The sequence below is a fragment of the Sporosarcina sp. BP05 genome (assembly GCF_014282005.1).
In the GTDB taxonomy this organism is placed as follows: Bacteria; Bacillota; Bacilli; order Bacillales_A; family Planococcaceae; genus Sporosarcina.
The window spans coordinates 12,155-36,833 of sequence record NZ_JACFTD010000024.1 but is presented as its reverse complement, the minus strand read 5'-3'; the positions used below and the strand labels follow the sequence as shown (position 1 = coordinate 36,833).

23 protein-coding genes and 1 pseudogene are annotated in these 24,679 nt (G+C 40.7%); 6 read left to right on the top strand and 18 right to left on the bottom strand.

Features of this window, described 5'->3' with window-relative positions:
• Positions 1–358: pseudogene (locus tag H2672_RS17490) on the top strand (NADP-dependent phosphogluconate dehydrogenase); the annotation flags it as partial.
• A 57-nt stretch (positions 359–415) separates the two neighbouring features.
• On the opposite strand, the gene H2672_RS17485 reads toward H2672_RS17490, so the two are convergent.
• Entirely contained in the window at positions 416–1,294 is an 879-nt protein-coding gene (locus H2672_RS17485) for a patatin-like phospholipase family protein (RefSeq protein WP_186673495.1), read from the bottom strand.
• A 242-nt stretch (positions 1,295–1,536) separates the two neighbouring features.
• A complete protein-coding gene (locus H2672_RS17480) occupies positions 1,537–3,255 on the bottom strand; it encodes an AAA family ATPase (protein ID WP_186673494.1) in 1,719 nt (572 codons plus the stop codon).
• Positions 3,256–3,611: 356 nt separating this feature from the next.
• Between H2672_RS17480 and H2672_RS17475 the strand changes: the two genes are divergently transcribed.
• Positions 3,612–4,859, top strand: a complete 1,248-nt coding sequence (locus H2672_RS17475) for an MBL fold metallo-hydrolase (RefSeq protein ID WP_255485878.1) — start codon at positions 3,612–3,614, stop codon at positions 4,857–4,859.
• A gap of 2 nt (positions 4,860–4,861) precedes the next feature.
• A complete protein-coding gene (locus tag H2672_RS17470) occupies positions 4,862–5,125 on the top strand; it encodes a DUF3006 domain-containing protein (protein WP_186673493.1) in 264 nt (87 codons plus the stop codon).
• Positions 5,126–5,207: 82 nt separating this feature from the next.
• On the opposite strand, the gene H2672_RS17465 is transcribed toward H2672_RS17470, so the two are convergent.
• The 4 genes from H2672_RS17465 to H2672_RS17450 form a co-directional block, all read right to left on the bottom strand.
• Positions 5,208–6,734 (bottom strand): MDR family MFS transporter, encoded by a 1,527-nt coding sequence (locus H2672_RS17465; protein ID WP_186673492.1) that lies wholly within the window; start codon positions 6,732–6,734, stop codon positions 5,208–5,210.
• Positions 6,735–6,745: 11 nt separating this feature from the next.
• Entirely contained in the window at positions 6,746–8,545 is a 1,800-nt protein-coding gene (locus tag H2672_RS17460) for an adenylate/guanylate cyclase domain-containing protein (RefSeq protein WP_186673491.1), read from the bottom strand.
• 9 nt (positions 8,546–8,554) lie between these two features.
• Positions 8,555–9,700, bottom strand: a complete 1,146-nt coding sequence (locus H2672_RS17455) for an HD domain-containing phosphohydrolase (protein WP_186673490.1) — start codon at positions 9,698–9,700, stop codon at positions 8,555–8,557.
• Between the two features lie 239 nt (positions 9,701–9,939).
• Positions 9,940–10,572, bottom strand: coding sequence for a GGDEF domain-containing protein (locus H2672_RS17450; protein ID WP_186673489.1), 633 nt, complete (start codon positions 10,570–10,572; stop codon positions 9,940–9,942).
• Positions 10,573–10,860: 288 nt separating this feature from the next.
• Between H2672_RS17450 and H2672_RS17445 the strand changes: the two genes are divergently transcribed.
• Positions 10,861–11,793, top strand: a complete 933-nt coding sequence (locus H2672_RS17445) for an LCP family glycopolymer transferase (RefSeq protein WP_304626117.1) — start codon at positions 10,861–10,863, stop codon at positions 11,791–11,793.
• A 139-nt stretch (positions 11,794–11,932) separates the two neighbouring features.
• Here H2672_RS17445 and H2672_RS17440 read toward each other — a convergent pair whose 3' ends face one another.
• The 4 genes from H2672_RS17440 to menC all read right to left on the bottom strand — a co-directional run bounded on the left by H2672_RS17440 (position 11,933) and on the right by menC (position 18,053).
• A complete protein-coding gene (locus tag H2672_RS17440) occupies positions 11,933–13,180 on the bottom strand; it encodes a glutamate-5-semialdehyde dehydrogenase (protein ID WP_186673487.1) in 1,248 nt (415 codons plus the stop codon).
• 100 nt (positions 13,181–13,280) lie between these two features.
• The gene (gene proB / locus H2672_RS17435; RefSeq protein ID WP_186673485.1) at positions 13,281–14,381 is read right to left on the bottom strand and encodes a glutamate 5-kinase; all 1,101 of its coding nucleotides are present in this window, start codon (positions 14,379–14,381) and stop codon (positions 13,281–13,283) included.
• 338 nt (positions 14,382–14,719) lie between these two features.
• Positions 14,720–16,759 carry a bifunctional diguanylate cyclase/phosphodiesterase gene (locus tag H2672_RS17430; RefSeq protein WP_186673483.1) on the bottom strand — a complete coding sequence of 680 codons (2,040 nt, stop codon included), beginning with the start codon at positions 16,757–16,759 and terminating at the stop codon, positions 14,720–14,722.
• 172 nt (positions 16,760–16,931) lie between these two features.
• A complete protein-coding gene (gene menC / locus H2672_RS17425; RefSeq protein ID WP_186673481.1) occupies positions 16,932–18,053 on the bottom strand; it encodes an o-succinylbenzoate synthase in 1,122 nt (373 codons plus the stop codon).
• Positions 18,054–18,282: 229 nt separating this feature from the next.
• On the opposite strand from menC, the gene H2672_RS17420 reads away from it, so the two are divergent.
• On the top strand, positions 18,283–18,822 hold the full coding sequence (locus tag H2672_RS17420; RefSeq protein ID WP_186673480.1) for a transcription repressor NadR: 540 nt from the start codon (positions 18,283–18,285) through the stop codon (positions 18,820–18,822).
• Positions 18,823–18,869: 47 nt separating this feature from the next.
• Here H2672_RS17420 and H2672_RS17415 read toward each other — a convergent pair whose 3' ends face one another.
• The 3 genes from H2672_RS17415 to H2672_RS17405 all read right to left on the bottom strand — a co-directional run bounded on the left by H2672_RS17415 (position 18,870) and on the right by H2672_RS17405 (position 20,978).
• Positions 18,870–19,340: a GNAT family N-acetyltransferase gene (locus tag H2672_RS17415; protein WP_186673479.1), complete on the bottom strand. Its 471-nt coding sequence runs from the start codon at positions 19,338–19,340 to the stop codon at positions 18,870–18,872.
• A gap of 577 nt (positions 19,341–19,917) precedes the next feature.
• Complete coding sequence (locus tag H2672_RS17410) at positions 19,918–20,607, bottom strand: LrgB family protein (protein ID WP_186673478.1); 690 nt, start codon at positions 20,605–20,607, stop codon at positions 19,918–19,920.
• Positions 20,598–20,978 carry a CidA/LrgA family protein gene (locus H2672_RS17405; protein ID WP_186673477.1) on the bottom strand — a complete coding sequence of 127 codons (381 nt, stop codon included), beginning with the start codon at positions 20,976–20,978 and terminating at the stop codon, positions 20,598–20,600. Before H2672_RS17405 ends, H2672_RS17410 begins: the two co-directional genes overlap by 10 nt.
• 132 nt (positions 20,979–21,110) lie before the next feature.
• Between H2672_RS17405 and H2672_RS17400 the strand changes: the two genes are divergently transcribed.
• A complete protein-coding gene (locus H2672_RS17400; RefSeq protein WP_222439451.1) occupies positions 21,111–21,479 on the top strand; it encodes a DUF2500 domain-containing protein in 369 nt (122 codons plus the stop codon).
• 82 nt (positions 21,480–21,561) lie between these two features.
• Here the strand turns inward: H2672_RS17400 and recO are convergent, their stop codons facing one another.
• From recO to ybeY, 5 genes are all read right to left on the bottom strand, one after another.
• The gene (gene recO / locus H2672_RS17395) at positions 21,562–22,344 is read right to left on the bottom strand and encodes a DNA repair protein RecO (protein WP_186673497.1); all 783 of its coding nucleotides are present in this window, start codon (positions 22,342–22,344) and stop codon (positions 21,562–21,564) included.
• A gap of 177 nt (positions 22,345–22,521) precedes the next feature.
• On the bottom strand, positions 22,522–23,439 hold the full coding sequence (era, locus tag H2672_RS17390; protein ID WP_186673476.1) for a GTPase Era: 918 nt from the start codon (positions 23,437–23,439) through the stop codon (positions 22,522–22,524).
• Positions 23,420–23,833: a cytidine deaminase gene (locus H2672_RS17385; protein ID WP_186673475.1), complete on the bottom strand. Its 414-nt coding sequence runs from the start codon at positions 23,831–23,833 to the stop codon at positions 23,420–23,422. Before H2672_RS17385 ends, era begins: the two co-directional genes overlap by 20 nt.
• Positions 23,834–23,850: 17 nt before the next feature.
• Positions 23,851–24,201, bottom strand: a complete 351-nt coding sequence (locus H2672_RS17380) for a diacylglycerol kinase family protein (RefSeq protein ID WP_186673473.1) — start codon at positions 24,199–24,201, stop codon at positions 23,851–23,853.
• Between the two features lie 7 nt (positions 24,202–24,208).
• Positions 24,209–24,679: an rRNA maturation RNase YbeY gene (gene ybeY, locus H2672_RS17375; protein WP_186673471.1), complete on the bottom strand. Its 471-nt coding sequence runs from the start codon at positions 24,677–24,679 to the stop codon at positions 24,209–24,211.

Here is a 24,679-nt window from a genome sequence, read left to right as displayed (position 1 = left end):
CCCTTACGGAGAAGTAGCCATGATTTTCCGCGGCGGTTGTATCATTCGTGCCCAGTTCTTACAGAATATCAAAGACGCATTTGACACTAATAATGACTTACCAAACCTATTAGTCGATCCATACTTCCAAGAAATAGTTGGAGACTATCAGAATTCGCTTCGCGAGGTATTAGCTATAGCCATTCAACATGGTATTCCAGTTCCTGCTTTCTCAAGCGCATTAGCTTATTATGATAGTTATCGTACTGAAACATTGCCAGCCAATCTTATCCAAGCTCAGCGCGATTATTTTGGTGCACATACCTATGAACGCCTGGATAAAGAAGGACATTTCCATACAGAATGGTCAGCGAACTAGCTATAAAAAAATACCGAGTACCGAAACGACTCAAAATCGTTTTGGACCCGGTATTTTTCACCATGTTTTCAAAAATCGAATCGTACTGTTGCGTCCCGCTTCCATTAGCTCCTCTTTTGTTTCTTGATCCATATCAAACTGAGTTGCACTATAATCATCAACTGGGATGAAAATGATGTTTTTTTCATGCTTTCGAGAAATATACCTTTCATCATGCGAATTCTTCATCGTTGAAAAAAGGGCTTCAAATAAATCTAAGGCATTGTCGATTTTATGTCCCGGCATGTCTTCTTGGCTACGACTTAGCCTCAAGCCAAGGACTGGACGTTCTGTTTTTCCACTATCATCGTTAAATATCCACATAGGAAAATTGCTCAACACCCCCCCATCCACAACAATAGTCTCGCCTTTCCCTACTTTTAACCGCACCGGTTCAAAGAAAAATGGAATTCCGCAACTCATGCGTAAGGCACGAGCAATCGGAAAAGTTTCTGCTGATAGTCCATAGCCCTCCAAATCGTCGGGAAGCACAATCATTTTTCCATTCGTTAAATCAGAGGCAACGAGCTTCAGTTTTCCGGGTGGTAAATCTGAAAATGTATAGACACCTTTCGCAGCCAATTTTTCTAAAAACCAATTCTCCAAAGCATTGCCCTGGTATAAACCAAGTCTCCAGTACAGTAGAAACCATTTCATTAACGGTAAAGGTATAATTGTTTTCCTTGGATCAAGAAGTACCTGAAAATCTTGTTCATCCAGCATCACTTCAATTTCCTTAGCCGAATAGCCAGCCGCTATGAAACAGGCAAGAATTGCGCCCGCACTCGTTCCAGCTATTCGGTGAAAACGATACCCCTTTTCTTCTAGCACTTGATAAGCACCAACTAACGCAAATCCCTTCAAACCCCCTCCTGAAAAAACCCCGTCTATTAACATAGCTAATCTCCCCCATTCTCATGCCTTGTTACACTGTAGGAGGAACGAGAGGAAATTAGAACGAACTTGTGGGTCCATGTGCGAGGTAAGGAGGGGGTTTTTTGGGATATGATTTGTGTAGATTGGCTTATGCTTGGTCAACACAGATATATGCTCGCTCCAAACACTTATATGATTGGTTCTCAAACCATGAAAAAAGAAGAGACAAATGTCTCTCCAGTTAATCAACTTTTTCAATACACTTATATTTTGACTGCGTTCTTGCTAACAACCTGTTGTATTTCTGTACCGTCAAGCGTTTCCTTTTGCATTAATAGATCCACTAACTCTTCAAATTCAGATGCGTGTCCTTGAATCAGGCTTTCTGTTTTGCGAAGCGCTTCATCAAAAAGAAGTTGCATCTTCGCTTCTTTCTCGCCTTTATTGAAAGTTAAGGTGAATCCATCTTGCAATAAACCCGTGTCAACCATGCGCTCGATGATTTCTTTCGCTTGCTGGACATCGCCACTGACACCAATACTATGTTCGCCAAGATAAATGCGTTCTGCAACGCCACCGGCAAGGATCATGCTGACTTGAGCCAATAATTCACTATACGTAGCCAAGTGAAGCTCTTTTTGAATCGGCGCAACATACCCTAGCGCTTGGCCGCGCGGAATGATTGTCGCTTTCCTTACTGAACCGGGTTTTGTTACTGTAGCGACTAGCGCATGCCCGGATTCATGAATGGCTACTCTTCTTTTTGTCTCTGGGTCGTTCATTGAACGGGAGGCACTTCCAAGAATGGTGCGGTCGATTGCAAAATCAAGATCACTCTTCGCGATTTGTTCACGTCCATCTCGGATTGCTCTTCTACTTGCTGTTTTAAAGAGAGAACTCAGTTCAGCTCCCGAAAACCCTGATGTACTTTCCGCAAGAGTATCTAACGAAGCAAAGACTTCATCAGCGAGTAGCCTGCCCCTCGTGTGAATATCAATGATTTCTCTTCTTCCAGTCGTATCAGGCAATGGTACTTGGAAAGAATAATCGATTCGGCCAGGGCGTAGAAAAGCTTCATCTAACATATCTTTTCGGTTCGTTGCTGCAATGAATAGCACACCATCGTTATTATTTCCGCCATCAAGTTGAACGAGAAGTTCCGTTAATGTTTTTTCTGCTTCTTCCCCACCATGTGCTTTCCGTTTAGCTGCCAGGGCGTCCACTTCGTCAATAAAAATGACTGCTGGTCGCTGTTTTCTTGCATTTTCAAAAAGAGAACGTACACGGGAGGCACCTACACCTACAAATAACTCTGTGAAAGCTGAACCGCTGGATGAATAGAAAGTTGCTCCTATTTCGCGCGCAATGGCTTGTGCTAGTAACGTTTTACCCGTACCAGGTGGTCCATATAAAAGAATCCCTTTTGGTGGCTGAATACCGACTTGGGCGGACCGTTTCGGATCTTTCACAATGGATAAGGTCTGTAGAATCTCTTCCTTCATTTCTTCAGGAAGCCCACCAATATCCTGTAATGTTATATCTGGTAAAGGTGTCGATTTGGATGCGCTATTTTTCATGGACGAGGCGCCGACGCCAATCTTCCCTTTTTTATGCAACACAATTAATGTAATGAGGAGCGTAATGAAAAATCCTCCAAACAATAAACTACCAAATTGGCTTTGATTGGAATAGTTATATGAAATATTATATTTTTCGACTAATTGTTCAACTAGCTGGCTTTCAGGACGAACTTGAGTTACGTATTTCCCATCTTTCGTCTGCAAGTACAAAGTTCCGCTAGACGTTTCTTTAAGGGATACAACTTGATCGTTTTGTGCTTGAATTGTTTTTTCCAATTCGGAAAACGAAACTGTGATTCCTTTATTTGCATCAAAGAAGTACCACCCTGCACTTGCCGCTATTCCAGTGACTAAGAGGACGAGAACGACAATCTTTGTAGCAAACTTCGAAATAAGCCTCAAGCTTTCGTCAACTCCTTTTAGAATATACTTCTATTATAAGCGCTAATGGTCTATTAAAACAGCTGAAATTACTGGATGTTTTGGTACATAGAATGAACGTTTGATTAATGGCATACAGTTTCAATAAAATGTTAACCACAGTGACTATGTCTGCTACACTATACTATATATGTTTAAATAGAGAATCTCATTTAATTCGCTATGGCGCTAGGGGATACCTCCCGCCCTAAGCCAATCAGCTCCGCCGCCAGTCTTAGGGCTTCGGCTATCACTTGTCAGGCGCCTTCGCTCAGTTAATAGAGGTATCATTTGCTCAATATATAGTAGAAAAATATTCGTATGATAGAGGAGAAAAAATGATTAAAAATATGTTCACGAGTCTATATTTATTCGCGGGCCTACTTATTTTTGCAGGTTGCGGGCAAGGTGCTACACAGTCACCCTTACCTGACAATGTAAATGACAATTCCGAGGTAGTAGAAGAACAAGTAAAAGAAGAACAGAGCAAAGTTGTTGAAGCAGAAGTCACAAATCCTGTTGAACAGCAGAATCTTCCGCTCTCGAAGATGAAAGTTCATTACATAGATGTCGGACAGGCGGACGCCACATTGATTGAATACAGTCAGGACGATGAAGCATTCGCAATACTCATTGACACCGGGGATTGGAACTCAGCGGAGGTTGTGGCTTATCTTCAAGCCCATAAAATAACAAACATCGATATTGTCGCGGTAACGCATCCCCATGCAGATCACATTGGGCAACTAGATAAAATCATCCAGACATTTGACGTATCAGAAGTATGGATGAATGGTGAAACTGTGAATTCCCAAGTTTTCACTAGTGCACTTGCTGCAATTGAAGATAATAATGTGGATTACTATGAGCCAGAGGTTGGCGATGTATTCGACATTGGACCTCTAGAGGTCGCGGTTGTTCATCCGAAATCACTGTCAGGCGATACAAATAACAACTCGATTGCAATTCGTTTGCAATACGGCGATGTTTCCTTCCTCTTTACTGGTGACGGTGAAGAGGAGGCTGAAAGGGAAATGCTTACTAGTGGTGAAAACTTAAAGGCAGATATTTTGCAAGTGGGTCACCATGGGTCGAAAACATCTACAACCGACAGATTTTTAAATGCGGTTAAACCAGATGTAGCGATTTATTCGGCAAGCGTTGGCAATCAATACGGACACCCGCATATCGAAACGATTAGTCGGCTTGAAAAAAGCGGTGCTCTCGTTTATGGAACTGATGTTCACGGAACAGTTATTGTGGAAACAGATGGCAAGACATTCAGTGTCCATACAAATAACCAAGGGACTATTAAACACACACCGCCTAAAGCAGAAACTGAAGTTGTCCCTGCACCTGAACCAAAAAAGGAAATACAGCCGGCTTCAAGTGGATCATGTGTTAATATCAACTCAGCAAGTGAAGTGGAGGTACAGCGAATTATTCACATCGGTCCCGCTCGTTCACAAGATTTAATCCAGCTCCGCCCTTACCAATCAGTTGACGATCTTAGTAAAATCAAAGGCATCGGACCCGCCCGTATTGCCGACATTCTCACGCAAGGCATTGCGTGCACAGGAGGTTAATTATGTATCCAGCATATCTAGATCGTTTCACAGGCAATGAAAAAGCACTTCTTTTAGTTGAAGAGTTGCAGAAAGAATATCATGTCGACATATCCGCTCTCCCTACCGGCAGCACAGCTGGCACATGGCTTTTAATCGATATCCATGGGGATGAACTCACTTCCATTCAAGTCGACGAAGGCAAAACTGCGGAAATGGAACAAGAAGTAGTTGACAGAATGCAACGATTGAAATCCAAGAAAACCAGCCGCTTCAAACGACCCTAATTAGATTAATAACTGTCATAAACTTAAGTGAAAAGCTGCCACGCCCATTGTGAAATATGGATGTGACAGCTTTTATGTTTCACTATTTTTTAGTTACATCCAATCTTTCATTGCCCATGTAGAAAACAGCAATTACTGCAATTCCTACGGGAATAAGTGACCAGAGATAGGTGGCCGAGATGGATGTGGACATTGCATTTACAATCACGTCCAATATATCCGGCGGGATGTTTGCCCGTGTTTCAGGCTGGAATACAGTTTGGATATTCCCAAGTGATTCCGAACCCCCCTGCACGCTTCCACCAAGTTTAGCAAATCCAGTGGACATTTCGCTTGTTAGCAATTTTGTTTGAATAGCACCAAAAATTGTAATACCCAGTGCGAGCCCTAATGAACGGAAAAATGAGTTCGTTGAGTTAGCTGATCCCCTATAACGATAATCCATTTCATGCATAGAAGCAGCAGGCAGTAAAGAAAATGAAAAACCTACGCCAAATCCGACAAGCACCATAAATAAAGATAGAGCGATTCGTGACGTTTCAGGTGTGATCGTGCTCATTAATACCATACCGATCGAATAGGCGATAACCGAAATCACCATGATGTTGCGATATGATGTTTTCGTCTGCAATATTCCTCCAAGTGCACTCCCGGCGACCGAGCCAAGGAGCATCGGCATAAGAATGATTCCCGCATTTGTGGCTGATCCACCGTATACGGCCTGCACAAAAAGAGGAATGAAAATCGTCAATCCAATAAATGTCGCGCCATATAAGAAGGCCAGTGCCTGGGATGAAGCAAATAGTCTATTCTTGAACATCCAAAATGAAATAATCGGTTCTTTTGCTCTCGTTTCAGCCCATATGAAGACAATGAAAAAGACAACAAAGATACTAAAGAGGGAAATACTTTGCCATGATAACCACTCAAACTTTTTCCCGCCCAACTCAAGCCCAAACATTAGGCTGACGACAGCCGTAACAAGTGTAATTGCCCCAAGCCAGTCTATCGTCTGCTTGATCGGTTGTGCAGCTTCCTTGTAATAGCGAATGATCAGGAATAAAGAAATCGCGCCGATTGGAATATTAACGTAAAATACCCAGTGCCAGCTGATTGATTCCGTAATCCATGCACCAAGCAAAGGGCCTAGAACACTTGAAGCGCCAAATACAGCGCCAAGAAGGCCAGTCATTTTACCACGCTGTTCAGGAGGGAAAACATCAAAAACAATTGTGAATGCTATTGGCAATAATGCCCCTCCCCCAATTCCTTGGATCGCCCGGAATACCGCAAGCTGTGGAACGGTTTGTGCAAGTCCACAAAGAGCAGAACCAATTAAGAAAACAATGATACCAAATAAAAAGAACCGTTTTCGTCCATACATATCGGATAACTTTCCGAAAATCGGCATCCCCGCAAGTACTGCTACTGCATAAGCAGACGTAATCCAAATGTAGCTGTCCACACCGCCTAAGTCTCCTAATATCGAACCGAGCGCTGTCGCTACAATTGTATTATCCATTGCAGCCATTAATATTCCTAATAAAATCCCCGTCAAAACGAGTCTTAATTGTGTTTTATCTTCCAATGCCGTACCTCCCGGAGCCATTTTCGAATGATTTATAATCGTATTCGTATTAATCGCGTATCGCCATCTACGCCATGTAATTGTTTGGTTAGGGATTCGATTGATAAAGTCAGATTGAGTTTCGAAAATCCGTCTGACTCAAGTAAATCCCGATAGTCATGTTCACTGATGACAATATCACTGCCCAAACTTTGCTGCTGGATTCGTGCCGCCATATTTACTGTACGCCCAAAATAATCGAGGATATCATTTGCATTAACTGCAATAACAGGGCCTGTGTGAAAACCAATTTTCACTTGCACAGCTTGTGATATTTTTTCATTTAACATATGAATGTTTTTCTGAATCGCAAGCGCGGCATTGAAAGCATCCTCGTCTTGAATGAATGCAGCCATAACAGAATCGCCAATTGTTTTAACAATGGTGCCATGATTAGCTTGAATATATTGTTTCAAGAAATCAAAATGTTTTTTCACATCTGAATAAGCAAGGGCATCTCCAATGGATTCATAAAGCCGGGTTGACCCTTTTAAATCTGTAAACAAAATGGTCATTTTTCCAATACCAATCTGCTGGTCTGGCGACAATACTTCTGCCGCGAATAAATCCCGAAACAGTTGAAGCGAAGTTACTTCACTTGCTGTCAGTGCAAATGGGTCCCACTCCACTTCTTCTAGGACCAATACAAATTCCTCACTTGTATGGTTTTCCACCTGCAAGAAGCGTGTTTTAGCGACTTGTTTTTCAGTGAATCCGGATTCTGTTAGTGTTAATTTGGACTTGGTATCATCCGTTCCATCAAAGATGCTTGCTGTATAATTAAACTTCAATACGCGCCAACGCAGTTTTTGATCCCAATTTGGCAATTCCAGTTCCATTGATGAATGGCTTGGAATTCGAAATTGGGCAACGACATGAGGGGAGTTGAGTGGCCCATTTACACAGAATAACGCCTGACTTGTTTGCCGAATACTCTGGTTAACAGTGAAGCGCATCTCGACATAGCGATCAAAATTAATTTCATAATCTACTCCGCATAGATCACAATGCACTGTATTATCCAGTTGTCTTAGCGTATTTGTCTGGCCTTTCGGTACTCGGCAATTGGGGCACATTAGACTCCACTCTTGATCCAGAATGCCTAATTTTGTAGCTATAAGAAAAAGTTCGACTGTCTGCCGCCGATCAAATTGGTTAGTCTCTGCCCATTGAAGGGGCTTCATACTCGTTACGTCTTCATCATTGCCGTTCACAAGTGTTTGTATAAGTTGTTCAATCATTTGCTCGTTGGTGAAGGCCACACTAAGCTTTGCGGTTAATCTACCTAGCCGTTCCTTCTCTACTACAGCAATTTGCTTAACCCAAGGCTGAATCACCGCTCCCCCACTATTTCCTTCTAATTGCAATGCGTAAAGGAAGGTCTTCCTTAATTGTGGGATTATAATCATTTTCATGGCTAGCCGGCCGACAACATTGCGGTATGTAAAATCGCCCTTCAGTTTTAACAACGTTGTGTTTTTTCCTTGTGGCTCCACACTAACTTTCCATTGCGCCCGAACGGCCGGGCCTTTTGTATAAATACGCTCTATAGAATAGGATTGCTGTTTAATCCATTCAAATGCGTATTCCCGCCAGGCTAATTCTATTGCTCCAAACGCTTTTGTACGTGATTGTCGAAAGAGTGATCCCTCTTCATGGCTAAAAGGGGAAAATCGGACTGGAAACAGGCCGATTTCCTGATTCAACTGGTTGGTGTCTTCAAGAAGAGACCATATCTGCCCAATGGGTGCATTAATGACGCATTCTTCTTGAAAATAGATTGTTTTTCGCATTAGTATCTCCTATCCTACATCGCTGTGCTGATCCCGAATAGCGATAAATAATGCAAGATTATCAAGAAACAATTGCACCAGTATCGGGTCGAAATGTTTTCCTTGCTGTTCGGTCATATAAGCAACTATCTGTTCCATTTTCCAAGCTTGCTTATAAACACGGTCACTGCCCAGTGCATCAAAAACATCCGCTATGGAAGTAATTCGTCCGAATATATGAATCGAATCCCCTTTTACACCATTTGGATAGCCTGTGCCATCCCATTTTTCATGGTGCTCATATGCAATAATTGCCGCAGTGCGAAGTAAATCACGTTGGGAATTTCTAAAAATATTGTAGCCTATGACAGCGTGCTGTTTCATTATTTCGAATTCATCCGATGTTAGCTTGCCTGGTTTTAGTAAAATACTGTCAGGTGTCGCTACTTTACCAATGTCATGCATAGGTGAAGCATGTTTCAAAAGGAGAGCTTTATCTTCAGAAATACCGGCCAGCTTGGCTAATAAATAAGAATATAAAGCAACACGCTTCACATGATTTCCTGTTTCCTGGGAACGGCTTTCTCCGATTTCACCCAAGGTCTCAAGCATTTCTTTTTGCGTTTCAATAATTTCATTTAGTAGAATGGCTGACTCAAGGGATTTACCGGCATATGTAGCTGCTAAACCCAATATCTCGCTATCTTTTCCGTTAAAAATACCTTGAGCAGTCATTTTGTTTATCGCCTGAAACGCACCAATAACAGTTCCACTGGTATTATGGAAAGGAATACAGAGGACTGAACACGTTCTATATCCCGTTTCAATATCAATTTCCTGGTTAAAACGCTTATCCAAATAGGCATCCTCAACCATAATTATCTTTCCAGTTGCTATACTATGACCAACAAATCCGCTTTCCTGCGGAATAATAATTTTTTCAATGCCATGCGCTGCAACCGTCCAGATTGTCTGTTCCGAAGGTTCGTGTAACCAGACTGAGCAACGATCGGCTACCACAAGTTTTTTTCCTAAATCAGCTAATATCATTAATAACTTTTCCAAATCATTTTCCATCGATACTTTTGACATGTATTCAAATATGATAGCAAGTATCCGATCCGGCGCAAGGTCTATTGGAACTTCTTTATTCACTATTCCCTTTTGATTATTCATTGTAAGTTCCCTTCTACAAACATCGTTTAGTATCATTTACCAACACATTAATTTTATCACGGATACTCGTATTCCACATGACTTTTCACTATTTTACTAACCACTAAAACCCCAGGTATACTTTAGCTCCCTGGGGTCTGAGTATTCATTCATCCAATAGAAACTTTATTTCTGCCCGCATTCTTAGAATTATAAAGGGCAACGTCCGTTCTTCTAATTAGTGTTGTGGCCGTATCTCCTTACTTAACCATTGATACTCCTGAACTGATAGTTATAGGGGGATATGACCATTCGCTTTGCTCAAATATTTTCCTTATCGATTCTGCAATGGCATATGCCTTTTCCAAATTAGTTTCTGGTAATAATAGCATGAATTCCTCTCCGCCAATCTTAGCGATTATATCGTGAGGTCTTCCAGATTGTTGCCATTTCAAAGAAGTTTCTTGTAAAACAAGATCTCCTATTGTATGACCTAATGTATCATTTACACGTTTGAAATGATCCACATCTATCGCCAGCAGTGAAAATGGCCAACCGGAAGTAGTGTATAACTTGATGAAGAACAATAACTGTTCTTCAAAGTATCGTCTGTTCTTTAATCCTGTTAAAGAGTGCGTTAAAGCAAGTGCATTTAGTTTTTCATTGATGAATTCCAACTCACTTCTTTTACTCTTAACTTCTATTAATAATTGCTGTAAGCTATCGTAGGCTTTGTCAGTCTTCTGAATAAGACCTTCGGCATTACGTTTTTCCTGAATAAGTTCATTTTCATATCTTGCTGGTCGCAACCAAATCCATGTGCAAATATTTTTTTTTAGGGCCTTCACCAATAAAACAAACGTTATTTCAAATTTTAATAGAGCTTTTAGCATAAGCCCCATCCATTCTATTCAATTAATATGTATCTAATTATTATATACATGAACGTCGGTACATTCAATTTATATAACCAGAAAAAGAACTTAATTTGTAATCAATAGCGAGATTGAAGTATACTCATAGAGGGTGATTTTCTTAGCCATGTGGAGGTCATTATATGTTTAATGCGCACTTATAAAAGTCGCCCCCCTACTATTTAAATCAAAAATGAAACCTGAACGTAATCTAAAGCGTCTATGTGCTAGTACACTTTTAGAATGACCCCAACTGGAGGAACTATAATGAATCGAGCAGATATGAAAAACATGAAGAAACGAAGAAAATGGCCGTGGGTCATTGCAATCATTGGTCTTATAATCAGCGGTTTTGCGTTGAATGTCTATTTTGACTTGACGTCAACATTGAAAAGTATGTATAAACCGATTGACCGAGAATTATCGGAGAAACGTGACGAAGGCATTACATTGGGTAAAAAGGATCCATTTTCAGTGCTAGTTCTAGGTGTTGATGAACGCGAAGGCGATAAAGGCCGCTCGGATACGATGATTGTAATGGCCGTTAATCCTAAGTTGAAAACGACGAAAATGGTCAGTATTCCAAGAGATACGTACACAGATATTATTGGTCACGGGACCACTGATAAACTAAATCACGCGTATGCATTCGGTGGCATTCAGATGTCAATGGATTCGGTTGAAAATCTATTGGATATTCCCATTGACTATGTTATGGAAGTCAATATGGAAGGATTTCAAACAATCGTCGATACAGTCGGCGGTATCAGTGTGAACAATCCTTTTGAATTTACGCAGGATTCGATTCTTTTTGCTGCTGGTGACATCTCATTGGACGGTAAAGAAGCTTTGTCCTACGTACGTATGCGTAAAGGTGATCCTAATGGCGACTTTGGGCGTCAAGATCGTCAGAAACAGGTGATTGAGGGAGTGCTACATGAAGGGACCTCTGTGAAAAGCTTGTTGAAATACCGCAGTGTCTTCAACGCCTTGGGGGACAATGTAAAAACGAATATGACGTTCGATGAAATGGTAGACGTCCAGAAGAACTACCGAGAAGCGGCTAGTAAAGTCGAACAACTTCATTTTGAATTAGGTGAAGGCAAGCGAATGAACGGCGGTATATGGTATTACATTATGGATGAAACAGAATTACAGGAAGTTACAGATGTCATGAAGCAGCATTTAGAATTAAATTAAATTAAATAAATCCGCGGAGTGTTCAGATCTCCGCGGATTTTTTGATATGATTCGCTGTGGATTTCAGGTTTTCACATGCGACTTACGACCGTTACCATTGGTTCTAAGGATTTACTAGCGAATCCCTTAAAAAACTTCCCTATACCCGCACTTGCCCATTGCCATGGATGACATACTTTGTCGTCGTCAACGCCTTTAATCCCATCGGCCCCCGCGCATGTAACTTCTGTGTGCTAATTCCAATTTCCGCGCCATAACCGAATTCAAAGCCATCCGTAAATCGCGTGGAGGCATTATGATACACGGCAGCAGCATCGACGTAATTCAAGAAAATTGCGGCATGCTTTTCATCATTAGTGATAATCGCTTCGGAATGCTTTGTTCCAAATTCGGCAATATGAGCAATTGATTCATCAAGACACGTTACAAGCTTGACACTAACTGTTAACCCAAGATATTCCGTTGACCAATCTGATTCGGATGCCGTTTGCACATTTTCACATTCTCGAACGACTGTTTCATCCCCCAAGATTTCCACATCGTTTTCTTGTAACTTTCGGATTAGCTCTTTCCCATATTGTGCAAACCACTTGTCATGGATTAAGATTGTCTCAATCGCATTGCAAACGGATGGGCGTTGAATCTTTGCATTTAATGCAATTTTTATAGCCATCTCTCGTTCTGCTGTTTCATCAATATAAATGTGGCAATTTCCTGCCCCCGTTTGAATGACTGGAACTGTCGCTTCACGAATTACGGTTTCAATAAGTGTTTTGCCTCCCCTCGGAATAAGAACGTCCAAGTATTCATTGAGCCGGAACAGTTCTTTTGCCGTTTCCCTGCTGGTATCTTCAATTAATTGGATAGCCATTTTCGGAATATCACATTTATCAAGTGCCGCATGAATTGATTTTATAAGAGCCACGTTTGAATACTTTGCAGAAGAACTTCCTCGTAAAATGACGGCGTTTCCCGTTTTAAGTGCGAGCGTCGCCGCGTCAACAGTGACATTCGGTCTTGCTTCATAAATCATGCCGATAACGCCGATTGGTACCCGCTTCACTTTAATAAGCAATCCATTGTCTTTTTCAATGGTTTCCAATGTCTCCCCAATCGGATCCTGTAATTCGATTAACAGATGAATGGCACCAGCTATGTCTGCGATTCTTTTTTCAGTGAGCTGAATGCGGTCAAGAACGGCGGCAGTTAGCCCTTTCCTTTTTCCATCATCCAAATCCTTCTGATTTTCAGCAAGAATTGAAGCTTGATCGGCCACTAATTGAGCGGCAATTAATGCCAGTGCTTTGTTCTTTTGCGCAGTTGTGATGTTTACCAACGAATAACTTACTTCTTTTGCAGCTTTCCCTTTTAGGTGTACTTCGCTCATGTTAAATCCCCCTTTATCAAATGCGCCTTGGCCTTAACAATATTCAGCAGTGGCTTAGACCCCACCACTTATAGATGTGAGAGACTACTGCTGAGTAAAGTTAAAGTTGCGCCCAACGGTCCCGATGAATGACTTCAACGGTCGATGAAACTAATTCTACAACTTTTTCCTTGTTTCGATTCTCAATCGTGTTTCTTAATACATCCGATGAATAGCTGACTTCCCCTTTGCCTAAAATCCCATTGACGCCAAATACTTCAACAACGTCACCTTTGTAAAAATCCCCCTTTACTTTAACAACACCAGCAGGTAATAAGCTTTTTCCGTTATATAAAATAGCCTCTTCCGCCCCTTGATCCACGTAAAGTTTGCCTGTCGATTCGGAATGCAATACGATCCATTGTCTGCTCGTATTAATTTTCGCGATATCCGGATTGGAAATATAGGTGCCGTCCCCTCCCCCTTTTAAAATCCTCAGCAGTTTATGCGAACCTTGTCCCGTTCCGATGAAAACGGAAACGCCAAGTGACGTTGCTGTTTTTGCAGCAAGCAGTTTTGATTTCATGCCACCAGTCCCGACTTTCGATCCCGAGTCATCAGCACCTTTTAGTAAGTCATCTGTAATCTGCTCAAGATAATCAAGTCGTTTCGCTAATGGATATTTGCGTGGATTTGATTCATAAAGACCATTAATATCTGTTAATATAATAAGCTGGTCGGCATGGAGAATACCGCTAACTAGTGCTGATAGCATATCATTGTCACCGAAAGTCAGTTCTTCAACAGAGACAGTGTCATTTTCATTAATAATGGGCAAGATGCCCCGTTCCAATAGTTCCGTCATCGTCGCAAATGCATTCCTGTAGCGCTCACGATTCGAAAAGTCGATTCGTGTCAATAAAATCTGAGCTGGCACGATTCCATGGACACTAAACTTTTCAATATAGGATTGCATTAACAATCCCTGGCCCACTGCCGAAGCCGCCTGTTTCCCTTTGATTGTAATTGGTCTAGATGAATAGCCTAACCTTGCAAACCCAGCTGCGACTGCACCAGAAGAAACAAGAATCACTTCATGCCCTGTTTTACGAAGTAGGGCAAGCGCTTCGATATGATCGTTGAATTTCGCTTGATCGATTTCACCTCTAACATTTGTTAAAGAACTGCTACCTATTTTCACGACAATCCGTTGTTTTTTCATTCTATTACCCCATTTCATCTGTTCGCGGAAAACAAAAAAAGCCCCCTCGTCCTGATATTAAGGACGAAAGAACTTAGCTTCCGCGGTACCACCATAATTGGATGCATGCGAACACATCCCACTTTTCCCCATAACGCCGAGGGTCGCGCTTATGTTTTGCATAAGACTACGAAGGTAGGTTCTGCGATTGTCGTGACGGAATCTTCCAGCTGATAAATCCCGCTCTCTTTCACAACACGGATTCGCATAGTAATCCTTCATCATCGTTCAGTTTTTAGAATATTTTAAATAATCATACACCAATTAATTGAATTGTCAAGCGTAAAAGTTTTTTTACATTAAACCGGATTCTGCTGCGCTAACCAATTCATAAGTTCTGGCGAGGTCATAGGCTTAGCAAAATAATAGCCTTGGAAAATTAACGCCCCCGACTCTTTGCTTAGAAATTGAACTTGCTCTTCAGTTTCTACACCTTCTAGTACAATATCTAAATTTAGCGTGCGACCGATTGCGAGAATCGCCTTCAGAATAGATGAATCTTTCTCAGATTTTGGTACATCATCTATAAATGACTTATCTATTTTCAATGTCGAAATCGGCAATTGTTTCAAGTAAGATAAAGATGAAACACCTGTTCCGAAATCATCCAATGCTACAGAAAAACCTTCTTTTCGAAACGTATTAAGGGCTTTTACTGCATCTTTGATTGATTTTACTACGCTCGTCTCAGTAATTTCTAATTGTAAATTATGCGGTTTCAATTTATACTTTTTAATCATGTCCCTTAATACATTTAGCAAAATCGGTGAAGTGACATAATCCCCTGAAATATTAATCGAGACGGGACACACATGGAAGTCCATTTTTACCCACTCTGCAATCTGCTCACAAACTTGCTCAATTATCCAATTTGTCACATCTGGCATACGGTCACTTTGTTCAAAAATGGGTATGAAAGTTACTGGCGATAGCATACCGTATTTCGGATGCTTCCAACGAATTAACGCTTCAAACCCCGACAGTCCGTTTGTACCAGCAATTATTTTAGGTTGATAAACAATAAATAATTGCCTTTCGCGAATGGCATCATCTATACCCCCAAGGATTTCCTCTTCAAATGAATGCGAATGAATTGCATTATCATATCGAATCACTTGATAGTCATAGCGAGTCGATGGATGTTCTAACACACCAAGCGCTTCCGTATACAAACGCTTCGGATCCTGATGCTCTTCCGTCGTTGACATTGCACAGACCGCTTCAATCTTAATTATTTTGCCATCAATTTCAGGCTGCATCTTAAGTTGCTCTGCAATCCTATTCATAGTGCATTCAAACTCTGCGATTCCTTTCGCATCCTGGATAAGATACACGAAACGCTTGCCCTGAAGTTGGTAAAGTTTCATAGTAGATGATGTCCACTGCGAGAATAAATGCCCCAGATACTGAATAACTTTATCCCCGAAAATATAACCTTGCTCAACATTGATTTTTTCAATATCAGGAATATACCACATTGCCAGACATCCATCATAGGTAGGACTGTTCAACATTTTTTCAAAGCTGCGTCTGTTTGGTATTCTTGTTAAAGACTCGAAATAGTTTACGCGGTAATCAATATACCGATCAATAAAACTCGACAACAGTAATAATAGCAGCAACAGACCCAAACCAATTGAAACTGTTATGTTTAGATAGTTCATATCCATTTGATGACTCTCATGCAAACTATCAATTTTGTCACGATGAATATAGTAAGTAGTCCCCATAAGTCCGGTATAATGCATACTAGAAATCGCTAACCCCATAACCAGAGAAGTATACATTTTCAAGAGTCTATTTTTCATAAGATGCTGAAGGGTAGAAAATATATAGATTGCGATAAAAGAAATACTAATCGCAATCGCAACAGATGCGGTAAAAATCGTGATGTCATACGTGTAAATAGCATCTGATACCATAGACGCCATACCAATATAATGCATGGCTGAGATGCCAATTCCCATCGTGACCCCCGAAATCAGATTTAATCCAATCGATTTACGCATGCGGTTGACTAAATAAAACACTAAAAATGAACTTGCAATGGCTGGTATAATCGACAAGAATGTGAGCCTAGGTTCATAAGTCATCGAAATGGGAAGTAAATAGGCACCCATTCCAACAAAATGCATCGACCATATGCCAAACCCCATAGCAATCGATGCTAACATGAGCCACAAATTGTGATGGAAGAAACTATTCTCTTGCATTCGTTCATTCATAGATATCGCGGTATAACAAGCAAAACTAGCAATTGCAATGGACAATAGAATGATTGAAAAAGAGTATTCTCCAACAACTACACTATATAATTCCATAGAAGGATGAGTAAACAAAATCGGTTCCCCTTTACTACTTTAAATGATAATATCAATCAATTATAGTTCTTCATCCTCACGTGTCAACTTACTCTATCCTACTTCTGTAGCCATTTAATTCATATACCACTAATTGGCTAGGTTTAAACGAAAGAAAACACCTGCTTTACTAGCAAGATGTCTCCGTAAGTTAATTTGTATTCATAGCTTTGAACTGCGTATATTCTACAGTATAGGTATCCATTGCTTCACTATCTGGCTCATAACCAATACCATAGGCAGTCGGCACAGTGATATAGCCGTCTTCCACAATGACTTCAGGACTGATGATATCCTTTTCCCAGTAGCGGGAAGATCCTGCTGTATCACCCGGGAGGATGAAATTCGGAAGAGTCGTCAGTGCGATATTATGTGCACGGCCAATTCCTGATTCAAGCATGCCGCCACACCAAACTGGGATGTTTTTCTCCATACAATAATCATGGATTTTTTTTGCTTCTGTTAAGCCACCCACACGACCGATTTTAACGTTAATAACTTTCGTACTACCGAGTTCGATTGCTTTCCGCGTATCTTCAAGCGAATGAATACTCTCATCCAGACAGATAGCTGTTTTCATTTTTTTTTGCAACGTTGCATGATCGATAATATCGTCTGATGCTAGTGGCTGTTCAATCATTGTCAAATTAAATTCATCTAGCTGTTTAAGAAGTTCAATGTCATCAAGTGTATAGGCCGAGTTAGCATCTGCCATGAGGGGGACGTCAGGGAAATTTCTTCTGACTTCGCGTAGCACTTCAATATCATGACCTGGTTTAATTTTCACTTTTATACGTTTGTAGCCTTCCTTGATAAAACCACGTACTGTTGCAACTAGATCCGCCACATTTTCATGGATGCCGATACTGATGCCGACCTCGATTTTGGCCTGTTCGCCACCCAGTGCATGCGCCAACGTCATTTTATTGCGCTTAGCGTAAAGGTCCCAAATCGCACCTTCAACAGCTGATTTTGCCATATTATTTTTACGAATTGCTGCGAATAATTGACTTACTTCGTCTGGATGCCCGATTTCCTTTCCTAATACTATAGGAATCAGAAAATCCTTGATCATATGTAAGTTCGTTACCAGTGTTTCTTCGCTGTACCAAGGCGTGGAGAAAGCGACTGACTCCCCCCATCCTGTATTTCCTAGCTCATCTTTCACTTCTAAAATCAAGAAGTCCTTTTCTTGAAAAGTTCCCAAGCCCGTTACAAAAGGAGTCTTCATAGTCATTTTCATTTTTCGAATGTTGATTTCTTTGATGATCATTTCAATTCTCCTTTATTTTCCGAAGTATTAACATCATAACTACTAACTTAACATACACGTTTGTGGAATCCAATTTGTGCACTAAGTTTTTACCGCGGCTTTTACTGGTTTACCTACAATCGCCTCATTTCAACATCGACCAGTCTCCTTGTCGAAGTTGTACAACAATTCCAAGGACAGCGATTCAGTTGCGAAATATGGTAAAATGGCTACGTGAGGTGGTTTTATGATGAATGAGAAAGAAAAAATTCTTGGGGATGAACGCCGCCGATTTATCGTCGATACGTTACAAGCGTCCGAAAAACCTATAACGGGAAGAATACTTGGAGAAATGACTAATGTAAGCCGTCAGGTGATTGTCGGAGATATTACTTTGTTAAAAGCAAAAAACGAACCGATTGTCGCTACAAGTCAAGGTTACATTTTTATGCCTATTCAGGCGACACCCGAAAGAGTTGAAAAAACAATTGTTTGCAAACACACTCCGGACCAGACGATAGATGAACTGAATATCCTTGTCGATAATGGTGTTACAGTGAAAGATGTCAAAATCGAGCATCCTGTATATGGAGATCTTAGCGCTTCAATCATGGTTTCTAATCGGAATGAAGTGAAAGAATTCATCAAACGAATCAAAGAGGCAGATGCCATTTATTTATCAAAACTAACAGATGGCGGTATTCACCTTCATACGATAATGGCGGACGATGAAGAATATATTAAAAATGCTGAAGAAGCTTTACGAAAAGCGGGTATCCTCGTCGATTGACGTGATATCCGCTGTTTACTAATAGTGCTTTTGAAAACAGATATGTATCATAAAAGTTTTTTAAAATAAACAAGTGTCGTGCCATTATTTATTTTCTTAATTAGACCTGTTTTTGTGAAGCCCATTTTTTCATATAAATAACAATTACGTTTTTCTTCCGCTATTGTAGCTAGTTCCCAACTCACTGCTTGAGGAAAACTTTTTTCTATTTGTGTTATCGCTTTCTGAGCAATTCCTTGCCCCTGGTATTTTGGTAGAATAAACATTGGACTAATCCAAAATTGAGTTTCCTCTTTACAAAAGACACCAATAGCACCAACAAGAGTAGTATCCATTACAATTTTAAAAAGTCCTCCCGAAGGATTATTTATCCTCGTTATCGTACTTCCGATTGTTTCATTCGCCGGATTAGTTCTATAGTCCTTATAAACATCAAGTAACGGTAAAAATGCATTTACTTGACTTTCAAAAATAGATTGCGCATCAGATTCACTTGCTTTTTCTAACCTAACCTCCATAAATATTACCCCATTCCTTCAAAAAAGCCATGGTGATAGTGAATCAAAAGGCCATATATTCTTGCCAGTTCGCAATAAATTCTGAAACTATTAAAATTGCTTTAAACAATAGTAATAACCCAATTTGAGTAATTAAACTTTTATTGGTTTTGCTCCATTTATACAGACCTTTTCTCTTCCTTAAATACCTGTCTATCATAAAGTAAATTATAGCCAATAGAAGTCTTACCCAAAGTAATAGTAGTCCGAAAATCAAATGAAAAAGTAACGACAGTAAACACTCAAACTTTATAGACCTATTTTTCGATAAAATGGATGATGGTTAGTCGCTCACTATAGAAGTTAACAACCCATATAGGAGAATTACTGGAAAATTGTATAGCTTGTAACCTAGCGTTGTAATTAACTTTACTTCTACATTCCGCCATGAAGATAACACGTTACTTTCGTTGAAGTACGGTATCGCCAAAGCTATTACTTTTCTTGGCAATGCCCGAATAACATTCTCTTTTGAACTCAATTTCCTCGCCCTATTGAATTAGTAATTGGATCATAGTTGCATCTATCTTTTTCGAGTTCAATAAAAAAACCAAGCCATAACCGGCCCAACGATAGAGCCAATAATCGCAGATAGCGTCATTGCAACGGAACTATAAGATGCTTCCTGTTCCCCCAGTTCGATTGCTTTCGACGTACCTAATGCATGAGCCGCAGCTCCCAGCCCGATTCCACGACCGATTGCAGTATCGATGCGAAACCATTTCAAAAATGTCGGCCCTAGAATGATACCAGTAAACCCCGCAATCATGACAAAAGCGATTGTAAGCGAAGTTACGCCGCCCAATGCCGAAGCAATCTGTATGGCTATAGGTGTTGTAATCGATTTAGGTAATAGTGAAAATATGATTTCTTTTGAAAATCCCATCAGTTTTGCAAAAAGCACACCGCTAATCATACCAACAAGAACGCCCGTCAATACACCGCCAAGTATGGGAAACATATTCTGTTTGATTAACTCCCTTTGTTTATATAATGGGATGGCCAATGATACAATCGCGGGCCCCAGCAACAGGTCAACCCACATTCCTCCTAGCATATACGTTTCATAAGGAATATTAAAAAGAACAAGAATCAAAATAATGCCTACTGTTGTTGTTAGTATTGGTATCAAGAACGCTTTGTGGTATTTAAAATATAATAAGTTCATAGTTAGATAAACAGTAATTGTTATACTAACAAAGAGGATAGAAAACAGCATTATTTGCATGAAACTTCCTCCTTCTTGACCGATTTATTGGCAAGAAATTGACTTATAATACTAGAAATCCACATCGTCAAAAACGTGCTGATCATCGTGATTGGTATTAACAGTAATCCTTTTCCCGCAAAGACATGTCCGTATTTCATCACGCCGACAGTCGCTGGGATAAAATATAATGGCAAATAAGATAAAAGGAAGTAAGAGCCAGATTCAACCCATTCAAGCCGAAAAACTTTCATTGAAAGGGCCACCAACAATACTAACAGTCCAATTATGCTTCCCGGAAGCGGCAAATGAAGAAAATCTTGTAGCCAGTTCCCTATCAGAACAAAACCATATAAGGCTATTATTTGAAGAGTTGCTTTTATGTATTTCATAGGTAGTTCCCGCCTCCTTTCGTATCAGTATAAGGATATCTAAGTAATATATCAAAGGCGTTATGAAACTATTTCAAAAATGGCGCGTATAACATCTATACAACTATTAAAATATATCAGGAGGCTTTGTATATGTATTCACCTTTGGGAGATGCTATGTTTACGATTATCCCCATCTTTATCGGGATAATTGCAATTATCGTTTTTGGTGGAATTATTTTAACCTTTGTGAAATCCATTGGTACGTGGAATTCGAATAATAATTCCCCACAACTAACTGTGCCAGCCGAAGTTGTTACAAAAAGAACAAAAACTCCCGGCGGATCTGGCGATTCATCGGCCAGCACTTGGTATTATGCCACGTTTCAAGTAAAGAGCGGAGATCGTATGGAACTAGCAGTAAACGGTTCCCAATATGGTATGTTGGCTGATGGTGATTCGGGAATTCTCACTTTCCAAGGCACGCGATTTATTGAATTTAAACGGGTCACTAATGTGTAAGTAAGAAATTATTTACATACAAAACCCCGAACCTTGGACTCTATTCATAGGATCCAAGGTTCGGGGTTTATTGTAAAGAGGACTATTCGCCACTCTCTTTTGGTTTTTCTTTTCTAGGTAGCAGTTCGGGTGTTGAGTCGAGCTGATCAAGGAATGATCTCGATTTTAATCGAATTCCTACTTGTTCATCATAAATTGTTCGGACGAGTCTTTTCATGAAGTTTTTTGTCGTCTTCTTCAACGTCAAATTACCGACCCGATTGATAGGAACCGTATAAAATGTCCGAATCAATTTCAATTGACTAGGTGAAATCCGAATCGAATGCTTATCTACATGGAAGCACCGATGACAAATGAAGCCGATTTGCATGAATGAAAAAGCAAACTCGCCTTCAGTCGCTCCGCAATTTGCACATTGATGGAGTGTTGGATGGATACCTGCAACCGGCAACATTTTCCACTCGACAAACAATGCAATTGCTTCTGGATCAAATTGTTCATTGATAGCGTGAAGCGCTTCATACAACAATCCATATATACCAGCAATACGCTCATTATCCTCTGTTAACTTATCAATCAGTTCAACAACATAACTTGCATAAGCTGTTGCTTCCAAGTCTTCGCGAATATGTCGCATTGAATCGATGGGCTCACCTTGTTCGAGTGTTCCCATCCCTCTGCCAGTACGGATCAGGAATGAACCATGTGTGAATGGCTGCGTCACAGCAGCTAGCCTGCTTGCAGGTTTCTTCGCTCCACGGGCCATCGCCGTCATCTTACCGCCTTCTCGAGTAAAGAGCGTGACAATTTTGTTAGACTCCCCGTACGGAATACCTCTTAGGATGATTCCTTCCCATTTGTTCAGCGAAGCAATCACCTCATTTTTTTGTCTAGCTCTTAAATACTTGCGAACATAGACCGTATTTCTTTGTCCAGCTTCAGCGGCCTGACACGACAGGCCGCTTCCACATTGTGCCCACACGAAAGTGGGTCATGCATCCGTTGCCGCAGGACGCGGCGCACTTAGGATGGGTTCAATTACTTAATATTCGTCATCCCTAAATCCGAATTCCTTCAGATGTCCAGGTTTATTGCGCCAGTCTTTCTGCACTTTTACCCATAACTCAAGAAACACTTTCGAACCAAGTAACATTTCGATGTCATGTCTAGCATTCGTTCCGATTTCTTTTAGCAATGCGCCTTTTTTACCGATGACAATGCCTTTTTGAGAATCACGGTCGACGACAATTGTCGCCATAACATTGACGATTTCCCGTCCTTCTTCGCGTTCAATCTTCTCAATAACAACCGCTATGGAATGTGGAATTTCTTCCCTCGTAAGATGTAATACCTTTTCACGGACTAATTCGGAAATGATGAATCGTTCCGGGTGATCCGTTACTTGATCATCTGGATAATATTTAGGCCCTTCAGGTAAGTATTTAATCATCGTTTCGAGAAGACGTTCCACATTATTTCCGTTTATCGCTGAAATTGGTACAATTTCAGCAAAGTCATACTCTGCTGTATACGAAGTGATGATTTTGAATAGTTCATCCGGATGAACTAAATCAATTTTATTGATGATAAGGAATACCGGTGTCTTTGAATTTTCAAGAAGTTCCATTATGAAACGGTCACCGCGGCCAATCGGTTCATCTGCATTGACCATGAACATGACCACATCTACTTCTTTCAATGTGTTGCGGGCCGTTTTCACCATGAAATCACCAAGTTTATGTTTTGGCTTATGAATCCCCGGTGTATCGATGAAGATGATCTGAGATTTTTCTGTCGTGACGACACCTTGTACTTTATTGCGAGTCGTCTGTGGTTTGTCACTCATAATCGCAATCTTTTGTCCGACTACATGGTTAAGAAATGTCGATTTACCGACGTTAGGACGTCCTATGATCGAGATAAATCCCGATTTGAACCCTTTATTGTTGTTCTGCTGCATATGAAAGATCCTCCTTTGAAAATGCGCCTGGTAATAGTTTTGCTACAGTTGTTTCTTCTACATCCCCATTCAGGTTCGTGAGATAGACAGGCATCGAGCCATCGCAAAACTCTGCAATCACTTGTCTGCATGCTCCACACGGGGAAACAGGCCCTTCTGTATCTGCAACTACCGCAAGCGCTTTGAAGCTACGTACGCCATCGGAAACAGCTTTAAAAAACGCTGTTCGTTCAGCACAATTGGTCATGCTATAAGCTGAGTTTTCAATATTACAGCCGTGATAGATAGTCCCGTCTTCAGCTAACAGCGCCGCTCCGACTGGGAATTTTGAATACGGGACATACGCTTTCTCCCGCGCTTTTTTTGATTCAGCAATTAATTTTTCTACATCCATAATGACACCTCTTAAATTTAGTTAAACCATTTTGGAACAAATAACATTAAACCGATTATTGCACTTCCAATCGCATACACTAATACCGCGCCTGCTGCGAGGTCTTTCGCTTGTTTCGCGAGTATATGACGTTCAGTTGTTAGTAGATCGACGACACGTTCGACCGCAGAATTCATCAGCTCAAGCGCCAGCATTCCGCAAATCAGAATAATGATGATAAGCCATTCTGACTTCGAAAGGCCCGTAATAAAACCCGTTATAATGACAATGATAGCGGCCATAACATGCACTTTCGCATTCCGTTCCGCTCCTATGCCATAACAGATCCCATTCCACGCGTAGACAAAAGATTGAATGAACTTCCGCATTGATCAATCACCTCTCGAGTCCAAATGAAGCGAGAATCTCCTTTTGCCTGCCGAACATCTCAACTTCCTCTTCTTCAGTTATATGATCATAGCCAAGAAGATGAAGGAAACCATGAAGCGCAAGAAATCCAATTTCACGATTAAAATCATGTCCGTATTCCCCTGCTTGTCGCTCAGCTGTTTCCACTGAAATAAGTATATCACCTAAAGCGGTTGGCATGCCTTCTTCAGGAATAATAGCCACTTCGCCTTCCGTTAATTCTTCGAGTGCAAATGAAATGACATCAGTCGGTACATTTTTACCGCGATAAGTTGCATTAACCTCCTGAATATCTGCATCTGTCATGAATGTTACCGAAACCTCCATTTTTCCTGCTAGTTCTTCTTCTGTAGCAGTATGATTCAATAATTTCCGGATCAAATCCTCGATTTTGTCATCGACCCTAGCTGTTTCGTCCTCAAAATATATTTCCAACAT